19 protein-coding genes are annotated in these 22175 nt (G+C 58.2%); 5 read left to right on the plus strand and 14 right to left on the minus strand.

Annotated elements, in window-relative coordinates:
- Positions 1–3: 3 nt before the first annotated feature.
- The 7 genes from CKROP_RS00860 to CKROP_RS00890 form a co-directional block, all read right to left on the minus strand.
- Positions 4–1290, minus strand: coding sequence for a class I SAM-dependent methyltransferase (locus CKROP_RS00860; RefSeq protein WP_041629021.1), 1287 nt, complete (start codon positions 1288–1290; stop codon positions 4–6).
- Between the two features lie 154 nt (positions 1291–1444).
- Positions 1445–2743, minus strand: a complete 1299-nt coding sequence (locus CKROP_RS00865) for an SAM-dependent methyltransferase (RefSeq protein ID WP_012730853.1) — start codon at positions 2741–2743, stop codon at positions 1445–1447.
- 173 nt (positions 2744–2916) lie between these two features.
- On the minus strand, positions 2917–4596 hold the full coding sequence (locus CKROP_RS00870) for an FAD-binding oxidoreductase (protein ID WP_012730854.1): 1680 nt from the start codon (positions 4594–4596) through the stop codon (positions 2917–2919).
- Complete coding sequence (locus CKROP_RS00875) at positions 4593–5549, minus strand: type 1 glutamine amidotransferase (protein ID WP_012730855.1); 957 nt, start codon at positions 5547–5549, stop codon at positions 4593–4595. The genes CKROP_RS00870 and CKROP_RS00875 overlap by 4 nt, the downstream gene beginning before the upstream one ends.
- The gene (locus CKROP_RS00880) at positions 5539–7065 is read right to left on the minus strand and encodes a MurT ligase domain-containing protein (RefSeq protein WP_081429368.1); all 1527 of its coding nucleotides are present in this window, start codon (positions 7063–7065) and stop codon (positions 5539–5541) included. Before CKROP_RS00880 ends, CKROP_RS00875 begins: the two co-directional genes overlap by 11 nt.
- A 130-nt stretch (positions 7066–7195) precedes the next feature.
- The gene (locus CKROP_RS10470) at positions 7196–9109 is read right to left on the minus strand and encodes a DNA polymerase III subunit epsilon (RefSeq protein WP_012730857.1); all 1914 of its coding nucleotides are present in this window, start codon (positions 9107–9109) and stop codon (positions 7196–7198) included.
- A gap of 10 nt (positions 9110–9119) precedes the next feature.
- Positions 9120–9902, minus strand: a complete 783-nt coding sequence (locus tag CKROP_RS00890; RefSeq protein ID WP_012730858.1) for an SDR family oxidoreductase — start codon at positions 9900–9902, stop codon at positions 9120–9122.
- A 48-nt stretch (positions 9903–9950) separates the two neighbouring features.
- Here CKROP_RS00890 and CKROP_RS00895 point away from each other — a divergent pair, with 48 nt between their 5' ends.
- Positions 9951–11558: a succinic semialdehyde dehydrogenase gene (locus CKROP_RS00895; protein WP_052292311.1), complete on the plus strand. Its 1608-nt coding sequence runs from the start codon at positions 9951–9953 to the stop codon at positions 11556–11558.
- Positions 11559–11560: 2 nt separating this feature from the next.
- Here CKROP_RS00895 and leuA read toward each other — a convergent pair whose 3' ends face one another.
- Together leuA and CKROP_RS00905 are read right to left on the minus strand one after the other, a co-directional pair.
- A complete protein-coding gene (gene leuA / locus CKROP_RS00900) occupies positions 11561–13402 on the minus strand; it encodes a 2-isopropylmalate synthase (protein WP_012730860.1) in 1842 nt (613 codons plus the stop codon).
- A gap of 242 nt (positions 13403–13644) precedes the next feature.
- Entirely contained in the window at positions 13645–14493 is an 849-nt protein-coding gene (locus tag CKROP_RS00905) for a DMT family transporter (protein ID WP_012730861.1), read from the minus strand.
- A 130-nt stretch (positions 14494–14623) separates the two neighbouring features.
- Between CKROP_RS00905 and CKROP_RS00910 the strand changes: the two genes are divergently transcribed.
- Together CKROP_RS00910 and CKROP_RS00915 are read left to right on the plus strand one after the other, a co-directional pair.
- Positions 14624–15988, plus strand: coding sequence for an aspartate kinase (locus CKROP_RS00910; protein ID WP_041628713.1), 1365 nt, complete (start codon positions 14624–14626; stop codon positions 15986–15988).
- 80 nt (positions 15989–16068) lie between these two features.
- Positions 16069–17121: an aspartate-semialdehyde dehydrogenase gene (locus tag CKROP_RS00915; RefSeq protein ID WP_012730863.1), complete on the plus strand. Its 1053-nt coding sequence runs from the start codon at positions 16069–16071 to the stop codon at positions 17119–17121.
- 87 nt (positions 17122–17208) lie between these two features.
- On the opposite strand, the gene CKROP_RS00920 is transcribed toward CKROP_RS00915, so the two are convergent.
- The gene (locus tag CKROP_RS00920; RefSeq protein ID WP_041628714.1) at positions 17209–17817 is read right to left on the minus strand and encodes an RNA polymerase sigma factor; all 609 of its coding nucleotides are present in this window, start codon (positions 17815–17817) and stop codon (positions 17209–17211) included.
- Between the two features lie 204 nt (positions 17818–18021).
- Here CKROP_RS00920 and CKROP_RS00925 point away from each other — a divergent pair, with 204 nt between their 5' ends.
- Both CKROP_RS00925 and CKROP_RS00930 read left to right on the plus strand, forming a co-directional pair.
- Positions 18022–19677 (plus strand): catalase, encoded by a 1656-nt coding sequence (locus CKROP_RS00925; RefSeq protein ID WP_012730865.1) that lies wholly within the window; start codon positions 18022–18024, stop codon positions 19675–19677.
- A 166-nt stretch (positions 19678–19843) separates the two neighbouring features.
- Positions 19844–20275, plus strand: coding sequence for an organic hydroperoxide resistance protein (locus tag CKROP_RS00930; protein WP_012730866.1), 432 nt, complete (start codon positions 19844–19846; stop codon positions 20273–20275).
- Between the two features lie 269 nt (positions 20276–20544).
- Here the strand turns inward: CKROP_RS00930 and CKROP_RS00935 are convergent, their stop codons facing one another.
- From CKROP_RS00935 to CKROP_RS00945, 4 genes are all read right to left on the minus strand, one after another.
- Positions 20545–20775, minus strand: coding sequence for a hypothetical protein (locus CKROP_RS00935; protein ID WP_148209604.1), 231 nt, complete (start codon positions 20773–20775; stop codon positions 20545–20547).
- A gap of 154 nt (positions 20776–20929) precedes the next feature.
- The gene (locus tag CKROP_RS00940; protein ID WP_012730869.1) at positions 20930–21526 is read right to left on the minus strand and encodes a hypothetical protein; all 597 of its coding nucleotides are present in this window, start codon (positions 21524–21526) and stop codon (positions 20930–20932) included.
- Positions 21527–21528: 2 nt separating this feature from the next.
- The gene (locus tag CKROP_RS11270) at positions 21529–21825 is read right to left on the minus strand and encodes a hypothetical protein (protein WP_148209605.1); all 297 of its coding nucleotides are present in this window, start codon (positions 21823–21825) and stop codon (positions 21529–21531) included.
- A gap of 49 nt (positions 21826–21874) precedes the next feature.
- Complete coding sequence (locus tag CKROP_RS00945; protein WP_012730871.1) at positions 21875–22132, minus strand: hypothetical protein; 258 nt, start codon at positions 22130–22132, stop codon at positions 21875–21877.
- Between the last annotated feature and the right edge of the window lie 43 nt (positions 22133–22175).

Here is a 22175-nt window from a genome sequence, read left to right on the forward strand (position 1 = left end):
CCGCTAGCTCTCCCACCATTGGTGCTCGGGAACTGCCATCGTTCCGTCTTGAAGCGGTTTCACGCCCAACGCTTGGTGCAGCTGCACAATATTGTGGTCGAATCCCCACGCAGACCCAGCCATATACACCCCATAGAGCTTGGCCGTAGCTTCACTTACTTCTTCGCAGGCAGCATCCCAATTCTCTTCCAAGTTGTTGCACCATGCTTTGAGGGTACGGGCGTAGTGAGGACGTAAGTTTTCCTCGTGCATCACTTCAAAGCCTGCACCCTGCATATTCGCAATGATATTTCCTGAACAGTGCAGTTCTCCGTCGGGGAAAATATAGCGATCAAGGAACGGGCCAGCATTGGTCTTGGCTTCATTAATCGGGCGAGTAATGCAGTGGTTGAGTATCAATCCGCCCGGGCGAAGCTTGTTGAAAAGAAATGAAAAGAAATCGTGGTAATTAGCCGTACCGATGTGTTCCAGAATGCCGATAGCTGAAATGGCATCGAAATCTGTTTCTGGAATATCTCGATAGTCTTGGAACCGCACCTCAGCACGGTCACTAAGCCCCTGACGAGCAATCTCTTCATTAGCCCACTCGGCTTGTTCCCGGGACAAGGTTGCCCCGATCGCCTTGACTCCGTGGCGGGCGGCGTAGCGAACCATTCCGCCCCAACCGCATCCAACATCAAGAAGCGTATCCCCTGGTTGTAGGCGTAATTTATCGAAAATAAGGCGGTATTTATTTTCTTGCGCTTCCTCCAGGGTGGCGGAGGGATCGGGATAATAAGCGCAGGTATAGGTCATCGACGGCCCTAAAAAGAGTTCATAAAACCTATTCGAGACGTCATAATGGTGGCTAATTGATTCTGCGTCGCGTTGCTGAGAATGTCGGGATAGGCCGTCGATAGCGCGTTGCCAAAATGGGACCATTTCCTGCGGAGGTTGGGGCAAATTCCGGAAGGCATCCATTGCCGCCAAGGAACCGATAATCCGGCGGACCGTGGACGGCGATAGCTTTTTTAGACGAACAGTCCGCAATACCCCGAACAAGTCATAGGGGTTCGCAGGATGGGTGCCGCTCACCCGCAAATTATCGGTTAAATACGCGCGGGCAAGGCCTAATTCACCGGGAGCCGTCGCGATATAGGCTAAGCCGTCTTTGGTGATGTGGATTCCCATATCGCCGGAAGCGTCCGCCGAAGTCGCTGCGCCATTCGTCCCACCAGCAGAGGAACCGTCAAAAGCGGTCACACGAATGGGGAAATCAGCGATGGCGTCGATAATCTCGCCCACCGTCATGGGGTGGGACGCGGGCCGAATCAACTTGGTCAATGGGGTGCTGATCAGGGCCGACATGATCGTCGGGTCAGCACCGACCATGCTGGTTGCGTGGCGGGCAAGTCCGGGAATTTTCACCATGACGATTAACTGTACTAATAGCTACGTCCGCTAGCTACGCTTTCCACCAGGGGCGCAGCGGAAGATTCCACGTTCCATCGTCGGGAAGTTTCTGTCCCAACACCTGGTGGAGCTGAATGATGTTGTGGTCGAAGCCCCACTCGGAACCGGCCATATACAGACCGAACAAACGCGCCGTGGACGGCTCCACCAACGTGCTGGCCTCGTCCCAATTCTTTTGAAGATTCAGGCACCAATCACGCAGCGTATGGGCATAATGTGGCCGCAGATCTTCCTCATGAACAACATCAAAACCGACGTCCTGCATGCGGGTAATGATGGTGCCCGCGCCGGTGAGCTCACCGTCGGGGAAAATGTAGCGTCCAATGAACTGCCCTGTTCGCGTCGGGCGGTTATGTGGCCGGGTAATGCAGTGGTTAAGGATCATTCCCTCAGGCCGCAATTTGCCATAAAGGAAGCTAAAGAATGATCGATAATTCTTCGGACCAATGTGCTCCAAAATGCCGATAGCAGAAACAGCGTCGAAATCGCTTTCTGGCACATCGCGATAATCCTGGTAGCGGACCTCGGCGAATTCCTCCAGGCCCTGGCGCTTAATTTCTTCATTCGCCCACTCAGCCTGCGCATGAGACAGCGTCACGCCCAACGCATGAACCCCACGCTTGGCGGCATAGCGAACCATTCCGCCCCAACCACAGCCGACATCAAGAAGGCGATCGCCCTCTTTCAGCCGCAACTTGTCAAACACCAACCGGTATTTGTTTTCTTGGGCCTCTTCCAACGTCGCATTTTCAGTGGGGTAGCACGCACAGGTGTACGTCATGGATGGCCCTAAGAAATGCTCGTAAAAGCTATTCGAGACGTCATAATGATGACTAATCGCTTGTGCATCGCGAGCCTTAGAGTGCCGACGAGTCGACTTCGCCACTCCCTCCATCGCACCGCGAAGAGCCTTGTGCCATCCAGGAATAACTTCCTGGTGGGGGATGGGAAGGCGTCGGAAAGCGTGATGATTGCGTAACTCACGGATCAGTTTGGCAATCACACGAGGATTCTTAGAGATCGAAATCGTCGAATACGCCTTTTGTAAATCGTCGAAAAGGACATACGGATGGGCAGGATGAGATCCTTTGCCCTCAACAGTCAATGCGCCCGTCACATAAGCGCGGGCAAGTCCTAAATCGCCCGGTGCCGTCGCGATATAGGCCAGAGCATCCTCGTTTTCCAGACGGACAGTAATATCGCCCGAACCAATGGAGCTTCCGTCATAAGCCTCCACCTTGAATGGCAGCGGCCCTTTCGTAATAGATGCGATGATATCTGCGACAGTCATACTCAATGCGCCCGACTCTTTTCTCTTCGTCCTCAGGTATTCGGCTGGCGCAATGGCGCTACACGGCAGGTACTGGCCTAATGACCTCGTGTGTCGGTAGCGTCATCGCGTCGCAAATAGTTACAACCATAGTAGTACTGAGCGCTTCCCTCACCACGTCGGGCGGAATTCGCTTATTTTCCGCCTACTGCTTTGTCGAAAAGACCGGGGAAACGATGGTTCGGGTCATAAATGTTCTTCACCAGCTCTGGAATACTGCCTCCATAAAGAGCGGAAAATTCCTCTTTCGAATAAAAAGCCTCGGAATAGAGTGACTTATGCCCGCCCAAGTCGCGAATCTTTCTTTCAATAACACGATTAAATGCGCCGGGTTGCGGATCATCCGTCAAATCCACGGGCACCGAGGACCAAAAGCCGATATTGACCCACACATCACCCACGGACAACGGGTACAGCGGCCACGGATGGGAGCCAGCGCCGTCAGCCAGAGCGACATCGGAGGACAACACATTGCCGCGGGTCGTCAACGATGACGACTCTTCCGCCAGCTTGATTGGGCACAACCACACTGGCTGGATCTCGCTGGCCTGGAAGAACCACTCCAGGAACTCCGGAACCTTATCCGTCGTCACTTCGACATCCTGAACAACGCGCTCACGGGCGGGACGGCCATGGTGAGCCTCAATCCGGTCCGCCAAATCCCATCGCTTGTCGGCGCCCACGATCTTCCAATAGAACGACGACCGCAACAGCCCATCAGGCCACATCCGACGGATCGTGGGATTCTGCGCACCAAACGCGCGCGAACACCAGAACCAGTCCGTATCCCACCGCCACAGATAATCGTGCGTGGTCAGCGTGTCGCGAGTCGTGCCCTCGGGGTGCTGCAGAGAGCGGTAATAAATGTGCTCACCCGTGTAATCGGACACTCGAGGCGGAATCTCCGCCGATTGCCGACCCAAGACCAAATAGCCCTCGGTAGGGGAAAACACCACACCATCTAAATGATCGACAGGCTCGCCGTCGTACTCGTGGCTGGACACAATGCTGTCAATCGCCGCGGCAATAGAGGTGAGGTCGTGAAAACGAACATGCCTAAGCTCCACGAACGGCTTAATTTTCTCAATCTTTATTTTGATCCGAACCGCATAACCTAATGAACCATACGAATTGGGATAAGCACGGAAAAGATCAACATTTTCGACGGGACTACAGGTGACAATATCGCCCGTGCCAGTCAAAATATCCATCTCTATGACGGATTCGTGGGGCAGACCATTGCGGAAACAGCTGGACTCCACGCCCATGCCGGTAATAGCGCCGCCCAATGTGATGGTCTTCAACTCCGGCACAACATAGGGCGCGAAACCAAACGGAAGTAAGGTATCCACAAGGTTTTCATATGTGCACATGCCTTGAACGTCGGCAGTCTGTGCTTTTGTATCCACGGCAATGACGCGGCCAAGCCCCTCGACGTTCAAACCGGGTGTCTTTGTTGCCGTTCGAGAGCGGAAAAGGTTTGACGTTTTCTTCGCCAACCTCACCTGGGCTTCTGACGGAATAGCGTCAAAAGATTTCTGAAGCTCATCGATACCTTTTTGGTGTTCAAACCACCCAATAGGGTCGATGACGCGCCGGGACCCATTACCCCAGTGCGCTGCAGTTAACTCCTCCGGAGGAAGACCACCCCGCGGCCCCGGAACGACATCGGGATCAACCCCGATATGGCTGCCCACTCGAGAGACACCAGACACGGCGGCACTGGATAATCCTTCCGCCGCAGATCGGGCGGTAGTGCCAAGGGCGGAATCACCGAAAAGAGCAGAGGGGCGGAGATGGTCACGCAAAGTCATGACGTAAAGTCTATGCGCTCCCGGCGAAGCTGCGACACTTCATTGTTTAATTCCCTAGCTAATTCGAGATGCCTCGACCCCATATCCAGGCTATCCAGGCCACCACGAATCGACGGATCGATGTCATCACCCAGCGGTGGGAGATCATCAACCTCCACACCCAACGCCCGAGCGATAAGCACGTCGGCAAGCTGCGGATTCCTCGCTAGCGCCGGGCCATGCATGTACGTCGCAATAATCGATCCTTGGACGGCCCCTTCGGCAGAGGTCTGATAATCAGCCTCATCACCCTCAAGGTGGACCGCCTCTGCGCCATACGCGTCACAGTTACCGGTCCCGTGAAGCACACGTCCCAACGGGCGTGCATCCGGGCCCAAAATCGTCGCACCCATGTGGTTCGCAAAACCAGTGAGCTGGTCAGTCAGCCCGCGCGTGAAGTCATCGGTGCGTACCGACGTCGCGTCCTGTGATGATCCTGCGTCCTGCTGCTCAGCCTGAAGCGGCTCCGAGCGAAGCTCACCGATCATGCGGACCTTCAGGCTCGACGTCGTCGCATCCAGCAGCCCAAGGCCATCCACCATGGAACCGGACGCGCGGAAGGATTGCCCAAACACCTGTAGACCAGCGCAAATAGCAAGAATCGGGGTACCTTTGTTCGCGGCGCGAATAATTCCCCCGTCGGCACGAAGATGCTCGGAAGCAAGAATCTGGGCTGTATCTTCACCACCGCCGACGGTGTACAAATCCAAACTGTCCGGCACGGGGTCGCCGAGATGAATCGGAACAATCTCCGCCGCCACCCCGCGGAGGCGCAGGCGTTGGCGCACAATCAGCGCGTTGCCGTCGTCGCCATAGGTGCCCAACACATCGGGCAAAATCAGGCCGATCTGGAACTGCGATGACGACCGCCGCGACCCTGACGGCGAAGACACAGCGTGGGATTTAGCGGGCATCGGTGTCCTCCTTGTCTGCGGTGTTCTGCTTCGACTCCTTGGCGACGGCCCGGTCAAGGGCGCGCTTGAGGTCGCGGAAGGCCGTGTAGTTGGCCAGCACTTCCACTCGACCCGGCGGGCACGTTTTGATCGCTTCCAGTGCATCCTTCACCAGTTGGTGGCGGACGCCGGCGTATCCGAGTCGAACGGCCAGGTCAGCACCGCGTTCACCGGCGGCAACTACGGCTAACTCGTCGAGATTCTCAAACCGAACGTCCCATAGCCAGGACAGGTCTACACCGTCGGCGACCTGCCCATTTGTGGCAATGACCAGGCCATCCGCGGACCGATCAACCATGCTCAGCGCCTCTTGCCAACCGGCAGGATTCTTAGCGAGCAACAGATGAACGTCGCGCCCGGCATACGACACCGTGGAATAACGGCCAGCCACGGACTGCACGTTTTCGGTCGCCGCCAGGCCTTTCTTCACATCCGCGCCCAAGGCCAACGCGGCCACCACTGCTTGGGCTGCGTTGCCACGGTTCGCGTCTCCAGGCAGCGACAAAGTCAAGGGCAGAACAGTTCCCGCCGGCAAACCCGTCGCCTTTGCCGCGGACGCAGAATCAATACGCAGCCCGTCGGGCGTCATTGAATAATCCGGGGAGGGGCGTCGGAACTCGGAGCCATCGGGCAGGGGCTTCGCCGCGTACCACTCAACATGGTTGGTCGAATCCGACTCGTCCGACACCTCGCGGCGAATAATCGCACCACCCGTACGCGGGCACGATGTCGATTCACCCTGCCAACCCAAGCCAGCTGACACCCACACCACGTTCGGGCTATCCCACGCAGCCGAGGTCACCATGACATCGTCGCAGTTAGCCACCACCGTCATGTTGGGGTGCTTATTCACCGCCCCCCGCAGCGCCCGCTCAATACTGTTGATCTCTCCCACGCGATCCAGCTGGTCACGGCTCAAATTGAGAAGAACCAGCACCTGCGGATCCAGCTTGTCGGCAATGGCCGGCACGTGCATTTCATCGACTTCCAACGTGGCGACGTCATAATCGCCACCTGCACGCAGCGCCGAGACGACGCCCGCGTCCATGTTGTCCCCGCCCTCATTGGTGGCGGTGGTGAAAGCGGTGCGTGCGGCAGCGGCCAGCATCCGAGTCGTTGTGGACTTACCGTTCGTTCCCGTCACCAACGCGATGGGGCGCCCCGCGTTGATCCGGCCCATGATCATCGGATCAATCGCTGCGGCAATCATCCCGCCGATCATCCCGCCTGAGCCACGGCCCGTTTTCTTCGAGGCCCAGGTAGCTGCGTCGGCAAGAGCAAGAGCAGCCCGACCCTGAGTGTTGAGCTGGGCCTTCGGAGTATCGCTGGTCACGCTCGTGATCCGAGCCTCCAAGGAGTCACTGACACTATCCGCGCTGGAGCGGAGTACCTGGTCAGCGCGCCGACGGAACGCGTGCAGCGAGCTCACGGCGCGTTCCCGTACGCCAGAACGAGTGGAATCCGAGTTTTCGGTCATTGTCCTAGAATACGTGGCTCCCGGACACATGCCACTTCAGTCCGGGAGTATTGTGAATCCTTTTCGGGGTCGCTTGTCCTGCCGGGAGTGTGAGTTATGGCTGTTCGGGCGCGGTTTATAGCTGCGCGGTTTAGCGCTGCTCGGCGTCGGTAGCCTCCTCGGCCAGACGCATAAACTCGGTGTCGCGAACCAGGGGAATGCCCTTCCTGTGTGCGTGCAAGGCGCGTCCCTCATGAGGAGCCCCATCGTGCTCTAATCCGTGGCCCGTGCCATTGAACACGACCAACGACGTCTCCCGGGTTAGCTTTTCGGAATAAGTCAGCCCAGCCCGCACGGCCGCCTCGATCAGATCATCAGGATTCATATCCACTTCGGGAGCGACCGTGAAAACCATCCCGCGCTTCAATTTCTGACCGGGCGACCACACACCCGGGTTAGGCGCAATGACCGGGGCTAATGCCGCATCAATTCGTATTGCCGAGCGCTGCAGCCCTACTCGATCCGCCCGCAGGTCATGCGGATCACGCTTATCGACGTTGTCCCAGGCATCATCATCCGCCCACACCAGCGGGGTAGGAGCATCGTCTGGACGCTCGTTATCCTTCTTGCCGACGCCGGTCTCGTCGCTGTGATCTTCGTCGTCGCGGTGGTCGTCGCTACGTCCCGAGTCGCTACGGTCATCCCCACGACGCTCGCGCGCTTCGTGCAACGCAAACGCCGCAGCGCTGATGGGCTCGATCCCGGCGCGATCAAGCTGTTCCATGGCCAGCTCACCCACCAGAACAGCGTCGGCCTGGAGAAGCTGCAGGGGGTCGATGCTCCGTCGCAGCTCAGATGCCTCGGCCCCAACGCCGGGAAGCGTCGTGTACGCATCGGGTGAGGAGCCCATGTCCAGCACTGTGGTCGCCGGAAGTGTGTCGTCGACAAGATTGTAAGCGGCCGCAATGCCCCGCAGGCGAGTTTCGGCGATGGGCAGCCCCTGCCGCCGGGCCGTCGCTTGTGTGTCGATGATCGATACTGGGCGGGGGACGTGCCCATTATGGCGACGCCTGCGCTGGCGACGGTTTTTTGCCGACGCGGAACGGACCGTCCGGCGTGCCTCCTGCGCGATGAAACCCCAGGTGGTGGCGGTGTCGTGGACGATCAGGACGCGGCCGTCGATAACGCGATCGATTTGCCGGAGCGTGGAGCTGAAGCGCGGGGCTGTGCGGAAAGCATCGGGGGCGAGGCCGAAGAGGTGGAGGGGGCCGGGGTCGGCGTCAGTGTTGAAGACTCGTTGCCAGTTGGAGACAGGCAGGCCGTCGGCGTCGAAAAATGCGGCGTCGAGGGCCAGCATGCGGCCGGTCGACGGGTGGATGTTAGTTGTGCGTAGAACGACGGCCACCATCGGCGCGTCCTCGATGGACGGGATGGGTTCCCGCGGTGAGCGCACGTGGGTGTTTCCGGCGTTGTATTTGTCCTTGTCCGGGTTCGTGATGACACCTTCGGCCGTCAATCCTCGGTGACCACGGCGCGGGCCTGGGGTTGCAGGCGCACGTGTTCCAGACTTTCGCGTTGCGGGCGCACGGGTTACGGACGATGGCTGCGTGCCCGACGAGGGCTTCCGACGAGCCGGCCGCGTCGACGAATCCGACTGTTCCTGCTGTCGCGCCGGGCGCTGGTCCTTGGGTTCGTGCTGTTGGCTGCGCTGTCCGGCGTTGGGCGCCGCGGCCGGCCGATTGCTCCGCCGCCGCGCCCGTCGGCGATTCTTATTCCTCCCATGCTGCGAGCTGGAGTTATCCCCACTCGAAGACTCGTTCGAGGTACTGCTCCCCGAGCCATCCTTCGCACGTTGCTGCTTATTTCCGTGCTGCGCGGAATAGGTGGCGCGGCGCCGACGTCGCTCTCGACGCGCACGCGAATTATTGCGGGAACGACGATGCCCGTCGTTCGACCGCGAACCCCCGGTGTTGTTCCCCCCACGGTCGGCGTCGACGTCGTGTGAATGTGACGTGCGAGCGTCGGAGCCCCGGCTGGTGGAAGAGTGATCGGAGGTCGATGTCATGCCCGATATGCTACCCGGCGACGAACTTGTTGACGTTTCGGGTAATGAATGACGGAACAAGGCGGATCAGATAGCGCAACGTGAGGTCCAGGCCTGACACGGAGTAAAAATGCCGCTGCCGCTCAAAGAAATTCGCGGGGTGAACAGCTTTCCACACAACCTCGGCCACTTGTTCCGGCGTGATCCGCACACCGAGTCGCTTCGTCGACGCGGCATCGACGTCGGCAAGAGCGGTTTGTACCCACAGCGGTTGAAGAGCGACGACGCGGATCTTACTTTTTCTCCACTCAAGGTCCAGCGCCTGGGTGAACCCCGTGACGAAGAACTTCGACGCGGAATACGGCGTAATGTGCGGTTGGCCGTAGAGTGCCGCGGCGGAACCCATGTTCACCAGGTGCGCGCCGGGCGTGCGCGAGAGGTACGGATGTGCGGCGCGCGCTCCATAGATGACGCCGGTGCAGTTGATATCGCACTGCTTCTTGATGATCTCGGGGGACTGGTCGACGATGTCGTGGTCGCCGATGATGCCAGCGTTGTTATCGAGCACATCCAGCCGCCCACCGGTGTGCGCGGTGAAGTCTGCCAGCGCCTCTTCCCACTGGTTGTAGTTGGTGACATCGAGTTCACCGGTGATGATGTCGGGGTAATCGCGGGATAGTTCCTCGAGGGCAGCGGCGTCGATATCGTACACCCCGACGATCCAGCCTTCCTTGTGGAATCGGAGTGCGACTTCGCGGCCGATGCCCGACGCCCCGCCCGAGATAAAAATATTTTTATGTTGTGAAGTACTCATGTGATCAATCTAACCTTTTTTGGGCGCTGCTCGCGTACACTTCGAAATATGTTTGCACCCAAATGTTCTACGTTCCTTCCGGATCGGCTGCCGCAGGGCCCTTTGCCCGACGATCTCGCCGCGGAACTTCGTGCGCTCACCGTCAACACCACCACCGGAAGTGTTGCCACCGAAAAGCGGCACAACGTAGAGAATCCGTGGGACGGCGCCACCGTCGGCTGGGTGGGTATCGGCACCACAGACGACGTCACCCACGCTTTCCGACGCGCCCGCGAGGTGCAGAAAACATGGCGCGAGACCCCCTTTGATCAGCGCAAACAAATACTCACGCGCTTCCACGACCTCGTGTTGAAGAAACGTGACCTCCTACTCGACATCATCCAGCTGGAAACGGGGAAGGACCGCGCCTCAGCCTTCGACGAGGTGATGGACGTGGCGAATAACGCCCGCTATTACGCAAACTCGGCCGAAAAACTAATGCGTCCCGCCCGACGGACTGCCGGCATTCCCGTGCTCGGGAGAGCGCGCGAGTATCGCTCGCCGAAGGGAGTGGTGGGGCAAATTACCCCATGGAATTACCCCCTCACCCTCGGAATATCCGATGCCATCGCAGCCATCGCCGCAGGAAACACGGTGGTAGCCAAGCCCGACTCCGATACACCATTTTGTTCGCTCATCTGCGTACAGCTGCTCAAGGATGCCGGACTTCCCGCCGACGTCATCCAGATCATCACCGGCGAAGGGCGCGTCGTCGGATCCGCCATTGCCGACGCGTGCGACTACCTCATGTTCACCGGTTCGACGAAAACCGGCCAGCGCCTGGGCCAACAAGTAGGGCGACGTCTCGTCGGCTTTTCCGCAGAACTGGGCGGCAAAAACCCCATGATCATTACGGGCGATGCCGACGCGCGCCGGGCAGCCTCGCGCGCCGTGAACGCATGTTTTTCCAACTCGGGACAACTCTGTGTGTCCATCGAGAGGATCTACGTTGTCCAGGAAATTTACGACGACTTCGTCAGTGCTTTCAGCGCTGAAGTCAACCGGATGAAACTCGGCGCGGGCTTCGATTGGTCCGTCACCATGGGGTCCTTGGTCAGTAAAGAGCAGCTCGCCACGGTGGAGTCTTTTGTTGAGGACGCGCGCGAGAAGGGTGCCCGCATCCTCGCAGGTGGGCGCGCTCGGCCGGATCTTGGCCCGTGTTTCTACGAACCGACCGTGCTCGAGGGAGTGTCAGATGACATGAGGCTCAAGCGCGAGGAAGTCTTCGGCCCGGTTGTTTATGTCGAGAGGGTCAACACTGTGGACGACGCGCTCGCCCGGGCAAATGACACGAACTACGGGTTGAACGCGTCCATCGTCGGCCCGTCCGACACGGCGTGGAACATTGCGCGTCGTGTTGAGGCAGGAACGGTCAACATTAACGACGGCTATGCCGCAGCATGGTCGACGGTCGACGCACCTCTCGGCGGCGTCAAAGACTCCGGGATGTCCCGCAGGCATGGCGCGGAGGGACTACTGAAGTACACCGAGTCGCACACCATCGTGGAGATGCGGGGCATGTCGGTTAGTGGCCCACGTTTCCTCAGCCGCAAACTCTATGCCGCCATCATGGGAAGGCTTCTCAGCGTCGGGCAAAAACTCCGGCTCCTGAAGTAGCGTTACGCCGCAGCCCGCGCCCTGTTGGCTGCGCTGGTCACGGCCTTCAGCGACGCGTAGGTAATGGAGCTTGCAATGCCAACGCCCCACACCTTGGTCCCGTCGACATCGGCCAGGATGTAGGCGGCTGCCTCCGCGTCGTCACCGGACGTCCTGGAGTGCTGCGAGTAATCCTGCACTTCAACGTTAATTCCGATGCTTTCCAGCGCATTCGTGTATGCGGCCACCGGCCCGTTGCCGTGGCCGGTGATCGTCTGTTCCTCGCCGTTGATGATGAGGTGTGCGGACACTTCCGCGCCTTCGTTTTCATTCTGGCCCCCGTCGACAGTAATGCTGATGGCGTCGATGGGGTCATCTCGGTCCAGGTATTCGCCGGCAAAGATGTCCCACATGTTCTTCGAGTTGACCTCGCCACCCTCGGCGTCGGTGACGGCTTGGACCACGCCAGAGAATTCAACCTGCACTGCGCGCGGCATGTTGATCCCGTGGTCGGTCTTCATGATGTAGGACACGCCGCCCTTGCCGGACTGCGAGTTCACGCGAATGACGGCTTCGTAGGTGCGGCCGACATCCTTCGGATCGATGGGCAGATAAGGCACTTCCCACGGCACCCGGTGGACGATACGCTGCCGGTCGCGTTCGGTATCCGTAGTGTCGTCGGTGGCATTCGACTTTTCAGCCTTATCCACCATCGCGTCGAGGCCCTTATTAATGGCATCTTGGTGCGATCCGGAGAACGCGGTAAACACCAGGTCACCGCCATAGGGGTGACGCTCAGGCACCCGCAGTTGGTTGCAATATTCGACGGTGTGCCGGATCTTATCGATGTCGGAGAAGTCGATCTGCGGATCAACGCCCTGGGTCAGCATGTTCAACCCCAGCGTGACCAGGCACACGTTGCCTGTGCGCTCACCGTTGCCAAACAGGCAGCCCTCGATGCGGTCCGCGCCGGCCATGAATCCCAATTCAGCAGTGGCGACGCCGGTTCCGCGGTCATTGTGTGGGTGCAACGAGATGATGATGGAATCGCGACGGTTCAGGTTGCGGTCCATCCATTCGATGGAGTCCGCGTACACGTTGGGCGTGGTCATCTCCACCGTCGAGGGCAGATTAATGATGATGGGGTTCTCCGGGGTGGGATCCATGATCTCGACGACGGCGTCGCAGACTTCCTTGGCATAGGCTACTTCAGTGCCGGTGTAGGACTCGGGGGAGTACTCCCAGCGCCAGTTGGTCCCCGGATAATCAGTGGCGATGGATTTAATTAATTCCGCGGCATCCGTCGCTAATTTTTTAATTCCTTCTTTGTCCTTACGAAAGACAACATCTCTTTGCAGAATAGATGTTGAGTTATAGAAGTGGACGATGACGTTCTTGGCGCCTTCACACGCTTCGAACGTGCGTCGAATCAGGTGTTCGCGAGCCTGAACCAAGACCTGGATGGTGACGTCGTCCGGGATCATGTCTTGTTCGATGATTTCACGAACAAAGTTAAAATCCGTTTGCGATGCTGAGGGGAACCCCACTTCAATTTCTTTGTAGCCCATGGTGACCAGCAACTCGAACATCCGACGTTTCCGCTCGGGGCTCATGGGGTCGATCAGAGCTTGGTTCCCGTCACGCAGATCGACGGCACACCAGACGGGGGCGTGATCAATCGTTTTATCCGGCCATGTGCGGTCGGGCAGCGTGATGTGTTCTACCTCGGTGAAGTAAGGCTGGTAGCGTCCGGCAGGCATCTGCGACGGGCGCTGTTTGTTCCACGACGGTTGATCGGCAGGAATGTCGCCGTCGGGAGTAGAAATATGGGCAGGGGCGGAAATGAATTCGTCAACGGGGGACATGCGGTTCCTCTTCGGTTTCCGGAATATGTGTCAAGTCCCGACCGGCACAGCGAACCCCGCGACGGGGAGCCGATCGGTTATACCCGGGCCCCGCCGCGGCACATAAGGAGGAGAGCCGCGCAGCTAGATGTTCCGCTCAAAGAACGCATATGAAAACCGTAGCACGGTCACTGCGCATGTGAAGGATTATGGGAAATAGACGGGGCAATGAGATCCGCCCCTTGTGGCTGCCCACTCATCGACTAATCGACGCCTTTACGCGAGAGCACAGTGGTGGACACGATCATGACAACCAGAGCGATGGCCATGACCACCCACCCCATGCCGTGGACCTGGAAGTATTCCCCCAACACGATGTAACCCAAACTAAAAGCGACGATAGGTTCCGTGATGGTCATCGCCGGCAACGAATTCTTCAGCGCCCCCGCATTGAAGGACGACTGCTGGACCGCCGTTCCAATGGTCGCTCCAATAATGAGTGCATAGGTTTGCCACGCCAGAAGCCCACCGACGATGCCGTCTTGAACAAAAACGTCAATCGCAGCTTTGGAAAACACAGCGACGTAGCCAAACACGGCACCCGTGACCACCCCGAGAAGCAACGCCTGCTCACGCCGAATCTGCCGGTAAGCAAATCGGTCAATAGCCGTGAGCACCACAATCCCTGTGACGACGGCAAGGATCCACGTCATTAACGACGGGTGCGTATTCCCGGGGATCGGCCGGCCGAGGATCACCAGAACGGCCACCGCCGCGGTCAGCAAACCTGCCCATGTCATTTCCGATAACGACACTCGACGCCCGTCGTACCGCGCGGACAGCGGGAGCGTAAACATGAGCGATAACACCAGAATCGGCTGCACGACCAGCAGCGTTCCGAAGGCCAACGCGATGACTTGCAGGCCGTATCCACCCAGCGCGCAGAACGTTCCCGCCCACCACAGAGGTTTGGTGATCACGGTTAGAATGGGTGCGCCGCCGTCGTCGTCATTGGGGACTTCTTCTGCGATTCGGTGACGAACGACAGTGCCCCACGCGATTGTCAGCGCGGAGGCGAGGGCGAAAAGGATAGCAAGGGCGTTATTATGCATCGCCCATAAATTTAGCTGCTCGGTAGTTGAGGTATCCTCAAGGCCACACGTGTCGTGTCGGTTGTTGATGGTTTCATGTTCATGATGGTTCCGTCACGTGCCCAGAGCGGATGAGGAAAGGCAGAACCCGGTGGCTCTAATCGTCCAGAAGTACGGTGGTTCGTCCCTTGAGAATGCCGAGCGCATTCGTCGAGTGGCGGAGCGCATCGTCGAAACGAAGAAAAAAGGACACGACGTTGTTGTTGTGTGCTCGGCAATGGGCGACACGACCGACGAGTTCCTTGACCTTGCGGCGCAGGTTAACCCCGTGCCGCCCGCCCGCGAGATGGACATGCTGCTGACCGCGGGGGAGCGCATTTCCAACGCGCTGGTGGCCATGGCTATTGAGTCCCTGGGCGCGCATGCACAGTCCTTTACCGGCTCCCAAGCAGGGGTATTGACGACGGAGCGCCACGGGAATGCCCGGATTGTGGATGTCACGCCGGGTCGTGTGCAGGAAGCGCTGGATGAAGGCAAGATCTGTTTGGTCGCCGGCTTCCAGGGAGTCAACCGTGAGACCAAAGATGTCACGACGCTGGGCCGCGGCGGTTCGGATACCACCGCTGTTGCTCTCGCGGCGGCATTGAACGCGGATGAATGTGAGATTTATTCCGACGTCGATGGTGTGTACACAGCGGATCCACGAATCGTGCATAATGCGCGAAAGCTCGACACCATCAGTTTTGAGGAAATGCTGGAGCTTGCCGCCGTCGGCTCCAAGATCCTTGTTTTGCGCAGTGTGGAATATGCGCGCGCGTTCAATGTTCCCATGCGTGTTCGGTCATCGTATAGCACAGATCCAGGCACTTTAGTTACCGGCTCAATGGAGGATATTCCCGTGGAAGAAGCAGTACTTACCGGTGTGGCCACCGACAAATCAGAAGCGAAAATCACCGTTTTAGGTATTCCGGATACCCCCGGGGAAGCGGCTCGTATCTTCCGCGCCGTCTCTGATGCAGAGATCAACATCGATATGGTGCTGCAGAATGTGTCGTCGCTGTCCGATAACAAGACCGACATCACATTTACTTGTCCTCGTGCCGACGCCTCACGCGCGGTTGAAATGCTGAAGAAGCTGTGCGAAGTGCCGCGGGACGAGAATCCGACGGTGCCGGTGTCTGATACACCGGCCGACGCGGCGAAGGCCTCGATGCAGCCGGGGTCCGGGGCGTCGGAGTCCGCAGCGACGGCCCAGCCGCGCGTGTTGTTCGACGATCACGTCGGCAAGGTGTCGCTGGTGGGTGCCGGAATGAAGTCGCACCCCGGTGTCACCGCTGATTTTTGTGAGGCGCTCCGTGACGCCGGTGTGAACATCGAGCTCATTTCCACGTCGGAAATTCGCATTTCTGTGTTGATCCGTGATTCGGATCTGGAGAAAGCAACCCGCGCCTTGCACGAGCGTTTCGCGCTGGGTGGCGACGAAGAAGCCGTTGTCTATGCTGGAACAGGGCGCTAAGCTGGAGTTTCACTGCTAGGTTTCACCTGGCCTGGCTTGTTTTGTTTGGCTGGTCCGTACTGTCTGGGAGGAATCACCTGATGACCACCATTGCCGTCGTTGGAGCTACTGGCCAAGTGGGGCGCGTCATGCGCTCCATCCTGGAGGAACGCAATTTCCCGTGCGATAAGGTTCGTTTCTTCGCTTCGTCCAGAAGCGCGGGAACAACATTGCCTTTCCGTGGCGACGACGTCGTGGTCGAGGATGTTGCCGCAACCTCCGACGAGGACCTCAAAGGTATCGACATCGCGATTTTCTCCGCCGGTGGTGCGGTGTCGAAGGAGCAGGCGCCACGGTTTGCGGCCGCAGGCGCCACCGTCGTCGATAATTCGAGTGCCTGGCGTAAAGACCCCGAGGTCCCGCTGATCGTGTCCGAGGTCAACCCCGGCGACAAGGACAAGGCCGTCAAGGGGATTATCGCTAACCCGAACTGCACCACGATGGCAGCGATGCCTGTCCTCAAGATCCTCCACGACGAGGCGGACCTGAAAGTCCTGCACGTGGCTTCCTACCAGGCGGTGTCGGGTTCGGGCTTGGCCGGCGTGAAGGCCTTGAAAGAACAGACAGATGCCGTTGAGAAGCGTGACGACGTTGACCTCGCGCATGATGGTTCCGGTGTCCAGCGTGTCATTGATGAAGAGAAGCTTGGTTACGGCCCGTATGTAGCGCCGATCGCGTTCAACGCGTTGCCGTTTGCTGGGAATTACGTTGATGATGGCTCCGATGAGACCGATGAAGAGCAGAAGCTGCGTAATGAGTCTCGGAAGATTCTGAATATCCCCGATTTGAAAGTAGCTGGCACGTGCGTGCGTATCCCGGTGTTCACTGGGCACACTATGGTGGTGCACGCCGAGTTCGCCCGGTCGATCACGCCGGAACGTGCCCGCGAGTTGCTGGACAAAGCCCCGGGCGTTGAGGTTGTCGATGTGCCCACGCCTCTGGAATCGGCGGGTATCGACGATTGCCTCGTGGGGCGCATTCGTCAGGATCAGACTATCGACGATGACCGTGGTCTGGTTCTTGTTGTGGCGGGCGACAATCTACGTAAGGGCGCTGCGTTGAACACCATTCAGATCGCTGAATTGCTGGTGTAGAGGGAGTCGGTCTGAGCTGTGTGAGGGGGCCTGGGGGGACTTCCTCCTTTTTTCGAATACTGCTAGCGAACTGGGTAGCGCTAGCGTTTACCCGTGTGCCCGTTCCTGCACCGAGCTGAGGTGACGGTGTTTTTTCGTTGCGTGGTTTGACGTTGCCTCGATGAGGTCGGTGCGCGCCCGAGCTACCCGGGATCGAATCGTCCCCACGCGAACACCGACGATCGTCGCTGCTTCGTCGTAGGTGTATCCCAAGACCTGCGTAAGGATGAGCGCTTCTCGGCGGTCGGGATCCAAATTCTCCATAAGGAGCTGCACGTCGACCCAGTCTGACCAGGAACTGCTGGCGGCAGTATTCGTTGCCGTGTGCTGATCAGCCACGGTTTCCCATTCCGTACCGGTAGACTGTGGCCGAGCCATGTCATGCCGGACGCTATCGACCCACACTCGTCGCGCAACGGAAAGCAGCCACGTGCGCGCACTCGAACGGCCTGCAAACGTCGGCAAAGCAGAGATAATGCGCAGGTAGGTCTCTTGGGTGAGATCGTCGGCGCGGTCAATGTCGGCAAGATGAGCAAGGAGACGCCAGACGTCCTTCTGGGTGCGTCGGATGAACTCGGTGAGCGCGGCCCGATCCCCCTGGCCGGCACGGAGAGCTAATGCTGTGACGCGTGCGTCGTCCTTGTCATGTCTTGTCACGGTATTCACCTTACCAAGTTGATGGAGAAAGTCACCTCTACCAGGGGTCTGTAGGAAGGCTATGGATCTATCCTCCATTAATCTTAAAAACCTCTAGACGGAAAGAACTTTAATAGGGTACAGTTAAAGGCGTATCGCACCGCTGGTGGGCTCTTTACCCCTGAATGACGACGACATGAGCTCACCACATGAGAAGGAGGATCCATGTCGAACGATAGTTCGCACGATCAGCGTTTTACCTCAGACGATGTCGCGCAGCGGGGAGTGTGCCCCGTTACCGGTCATGGTGCCCCGCAGGCTGATGGCCGGAGCATCTCAACCCGTGTCAACGGCGCTCCGAACGCATCTGAGGAGCACAGCGTGACCGTCGGCCGTGAAGGTCCCATCGCCCTGCATGATGTGTCGCTGGTGGAAAAATTGGCGCACTTCAACCGTGAGCGGATCCCAGAGCGTGTTGTTCACGCAAAGGGGTCAGGCGCATTCGGTGAGCTCACGATCACGGAAGATGTAACGCAGTACACGAAGGCGGACCTGTTCCAGCCGGGGCGCGTCACCCCGATGCTGGCCCGCTTCTCGACCGTCGCCGGAGAGCAAGGCAGCCCCGACGCTTGGCGCGATGTCCGTGGCTTTGCCCTGAAGTTCTACACCAATGAGGGCAACTACGACCTCGTCGGCAATAACACCCCAGTCTTCTTCATCCGCGATGGGATTAAGTTCCCCGACTTCATCCGCTCCCAGAAGCGGCTCGCGGGGCGCGGCACGATCGACGCCGACATGCGCTGGGACTTCTGGACCCGCACCCCAGAGAGCGCACACCAGGTGACCTACTTGATGGGCGACCGCGGAATCCCGAAGACCTTCCGCAATATGGACGGTTTCGGCTCCCACACCTACCAGTGGATCAACGCCAAGGGGGAGCGGTTCTGGATCAAGTACCACTTCAAGACCCGCCAGGGATGGGATTTCCTTACCGACGAAGAAGCCGCGAAACTGGTCGGCGAAGATGCTGACAGCCACCGCGAGGACCTGTACGCGGCGATTGAGCGCGGCGACTACCCGACATGGGACGTTAAGGTGCAGATTATGCCCCTGGAGGAAGCCGCTGGCTACAAGGTCAACCCGTTCGATTTGACGAAGACGTGGAGCCAGAAAGACTATCCGCTGATTCCTGTGGGGCACTTCACGCTGAACCGGAACCCGGAGAATTTCTTTGCGCAGATTGAATCCGCGGCATTCGAGCCGTCGAACCTGGTCCCAGGGATTGGGCTCTCGCCGGATAAGATGCTGCTTTCCCGCGCTTTCGCTTATGCCGATGCAAAGCGTTACCGCCTCGGTGTGAATGCTGATCAAATTCCGGTGAACAAGCCAGTGTGCCCCGTGAACAGCTATGCCAAGGATGGAGCCGCTGTGTACGACTTCCCGCCAGCTTCTGAGCCGACGTATTCGCCGAACCGCTTTGAGCGCGGTGGCGGGTACATGGACGTCGACGGTACCGACGCTGAGGGAACCGGCGCTGTGCAGAAAGACATTGCGCCCGGTGAGTCCAAGTACGGCTTTGGCCGCGGCCAGGAGTCCGGCTTAGGTGCTGCTGAAGAACTCGGACTCTGGGATGACAACTACGGCGGCGATTTAACTCGCGGTGCCTATGTTCGTCATCCAGAGGACGATGATTTCTCCCAGGCTGGTGCCTTAGTCCGGGATGTGATGGACGACGCCGCCCGCGATCGTCTGGCCAACAACATTGTTGGTGCGATGGCTGGCGTGTCCGACCAGGTCGCTAAGCAGGCCTTCAATTACTGGACCCACGTTGACGAGTGGTTGGGCGCGGAAGTCGAAAAGCGCTTTACCGCGTCGAAGTAGTGACGTCGGAACAGTGACGGTGAAGGCAACGTAACAACATAACGGACTAGTCTTCGCGTATTGACCCCGGTCTTAACCCCGGTCCGTTCTTCACATGGGTGAAGGGATCGGGGTTTCCGCGTACCGTGGGTGGTGTTTCGTATCCACGATGAAGTTAGGAGTTTTTATGTCTGATGCTCTGTACACCGCACGCGTGACTTCAACGGGTGGTGGACGTGATGGCCATGTAGCTAGCGACGATGGCCATATTGATCTGGACGTTCGCCCGCCGAAGGCGATGGGTGGATCTGGTGAAGGCACGAATCCCGAACAGCTGGTCGCTGCTGGCTGGGCTGCGTGCTTCAATAGTGCGCTTCAGTTGATTGCCAAGCAGAGTGGCGCTGATCTGGACAAAGCCCCAGAAGTTACCGTCGAGTGCTCTTTGGTGAAAGACGAGAACGACGGTGGCTTCAGGATTAAGGCTGCTCTGGATGTCACCATCTTCGGTGTTTCGGAGGACCAAGCGAAGGATTTCGCGGAGCAGGCCGACGCGATGTGTCCGTATTCCAAGGCTTTCCGCGGTGATAGCGAGACTGTCGTTACTGCGCACGCGAAGTAACCCTCAAACGTGAAGTATTTCTGAACGAGGTGGTTGAGTAGCAGAAAGCTGCTTAAGCGCCTACGTAACACAGCGCTTCAATGGGGAACGGGGTTCTACTAACGATTCCGACCCTTGAGGCGATTCGTGCTTTTAGTGCTATCTGCGCGCAAAACCTCTCACGGTGGAGCCATATTCTCCGTGCGGAGATGACGCCACCGTGAGAGGTGACTGGTGAACGCTGGAAAGGATAAAAGCAGCGCTCACACGGGTATCACTTATTAAGCGTATTACTTGATAAGTGCACCAACGAGTTTAACGATGTTGGATGCGAGACCGGAGATGTCTCCAAACCATCCTGCAATCGTGTTGGCATCGATTTGTCCGGCAAGATCTCCTGCCTTGGAACCAGAGTTCACAGTATCATCCATTCCGGATGCTGCGTCGGCTGCCTTGGAGTAGTTGAAGTTCATAAGATCCTCTTCATGCGGGGTAGCTGGAACGTCGGGTGTATTAAACAAACTTCCCGATCGTGTCCAGAATGAATTCAACGATGTTTACAGCGTAGCGGGCTGCATCTTCATCAAAATAACCGGGGAACGGCTGTTGACCAGTAGGCATATCTGACCTCTCTTTATGGAAGCCCGTGGTGTTAACGGGACTGAGTTAATTTCTTTATGTAAAGCTAATAGTCGAGTTGGCGTCGTTAAAGTCGCTGTGGGACGCGAGCGGTGCGACGCGCTTACACATCAAGGCACACCTTTGATCGACTTTTTGGGGGCGGCCGTCCTGGCGTACGTCATTGGCGTTGTAAACGTTGACGGTTCCGATCAGCTGCTCACCAGCCTGAGTGCTACCGGGCGACTTAATTCCGAGATCGATATTGATCTTCCCGTCTTCTGTCGCGCGGTAGGTTTGCCAGGTGTAGACCACGATGTTGCTGGTCTCGTTTGACTTCACCAGGCCGGCGCGGACTGTGTAGTACTGTCCGGGGGTGAAACCTGTGCCATCAGCCTTGACCTGAACGGTGGCGAAGCTCTGAGCCTGGACAGTGTGGCTTCCGTCAGCCTTGTTGGTGAAGGATACGTTATTTAGTGCACCTTCGGCGTGGTCAGGATTGACCGGGGATTCAATAACGTTTGAAGGATCCCACCAGCGTGAGGGCCAGTCGGCGCTTGACGCCATTGCTGGGGTGGCGGAGCCGGCGACGACGGCGGCAGCTGCCAAGGTCCCAGCTGCGATGCGGGAAATCTTTGACGTGAAGAAGTTCATTCTTAGAGCCTTCCGAGTGCGAAGCCGATCATCGAGTTAGCAGCTTCGACGAGGTATGGTCCAATTTCCGTGATCCAGTGAAATGCTGGGTATGGATCGTTCGGCGGATCGAGTGGCTGGTATGCGTTCGGGTTGGTATCTGCACCCATGACTTTCCTCCAGGTGTGATGATCTTTGTCGACGACGGATGGAGCAACCACAACGTAGGGGAAACTTATCGACGTCGAAAACGTGTCGTGCTGTATTCGGCGGTGGCAGGGGCCGTCGTCATTGTTTTGACTGACTATTTGCCCGCTCATATAAGCGCGCAAAAGACCCCACGGGGGTCTTTCACAGCACGTAAATCTTTTAGCCAGCGAGGCCCTTGACCAGGCCCATGATTGCGGAAGCCAGGGTGGTGGCTGAACCGATGAGGCTGGTCAGAGTGTTGATGTTGAAGCCGTCGAAGAAGCTGCTGGCGTGCTCGCTAGCAGACGAAGCAGCGTCAGAAGCAGATGAAGCATGCTCGCTAGCCGTCGATGCAGCGGAGGAAGCGGCGTCAGAAGCGGAGGATGCGGAATCGGAAGCGGCCTGCGCTGCCTCTGCGGCGTAGGAAAAAGCGGACATAACAATCCTTCCAAGAAAGTAGACAAAGTGTTGTCGCTAGCTG

The sequence above is a fragment of the Corynebacterium kroppenstedtii DSM 44385 genome (assembly GCF_000023145.1).
GTDB classification, from domain to species: domain Bacteria; phylum Actinomycetota; class Actinomycetes; order Mycobacteriales; family Mycobacteriaceae; genus Corynebacterium; species Corynebacterium kroppenstedtii.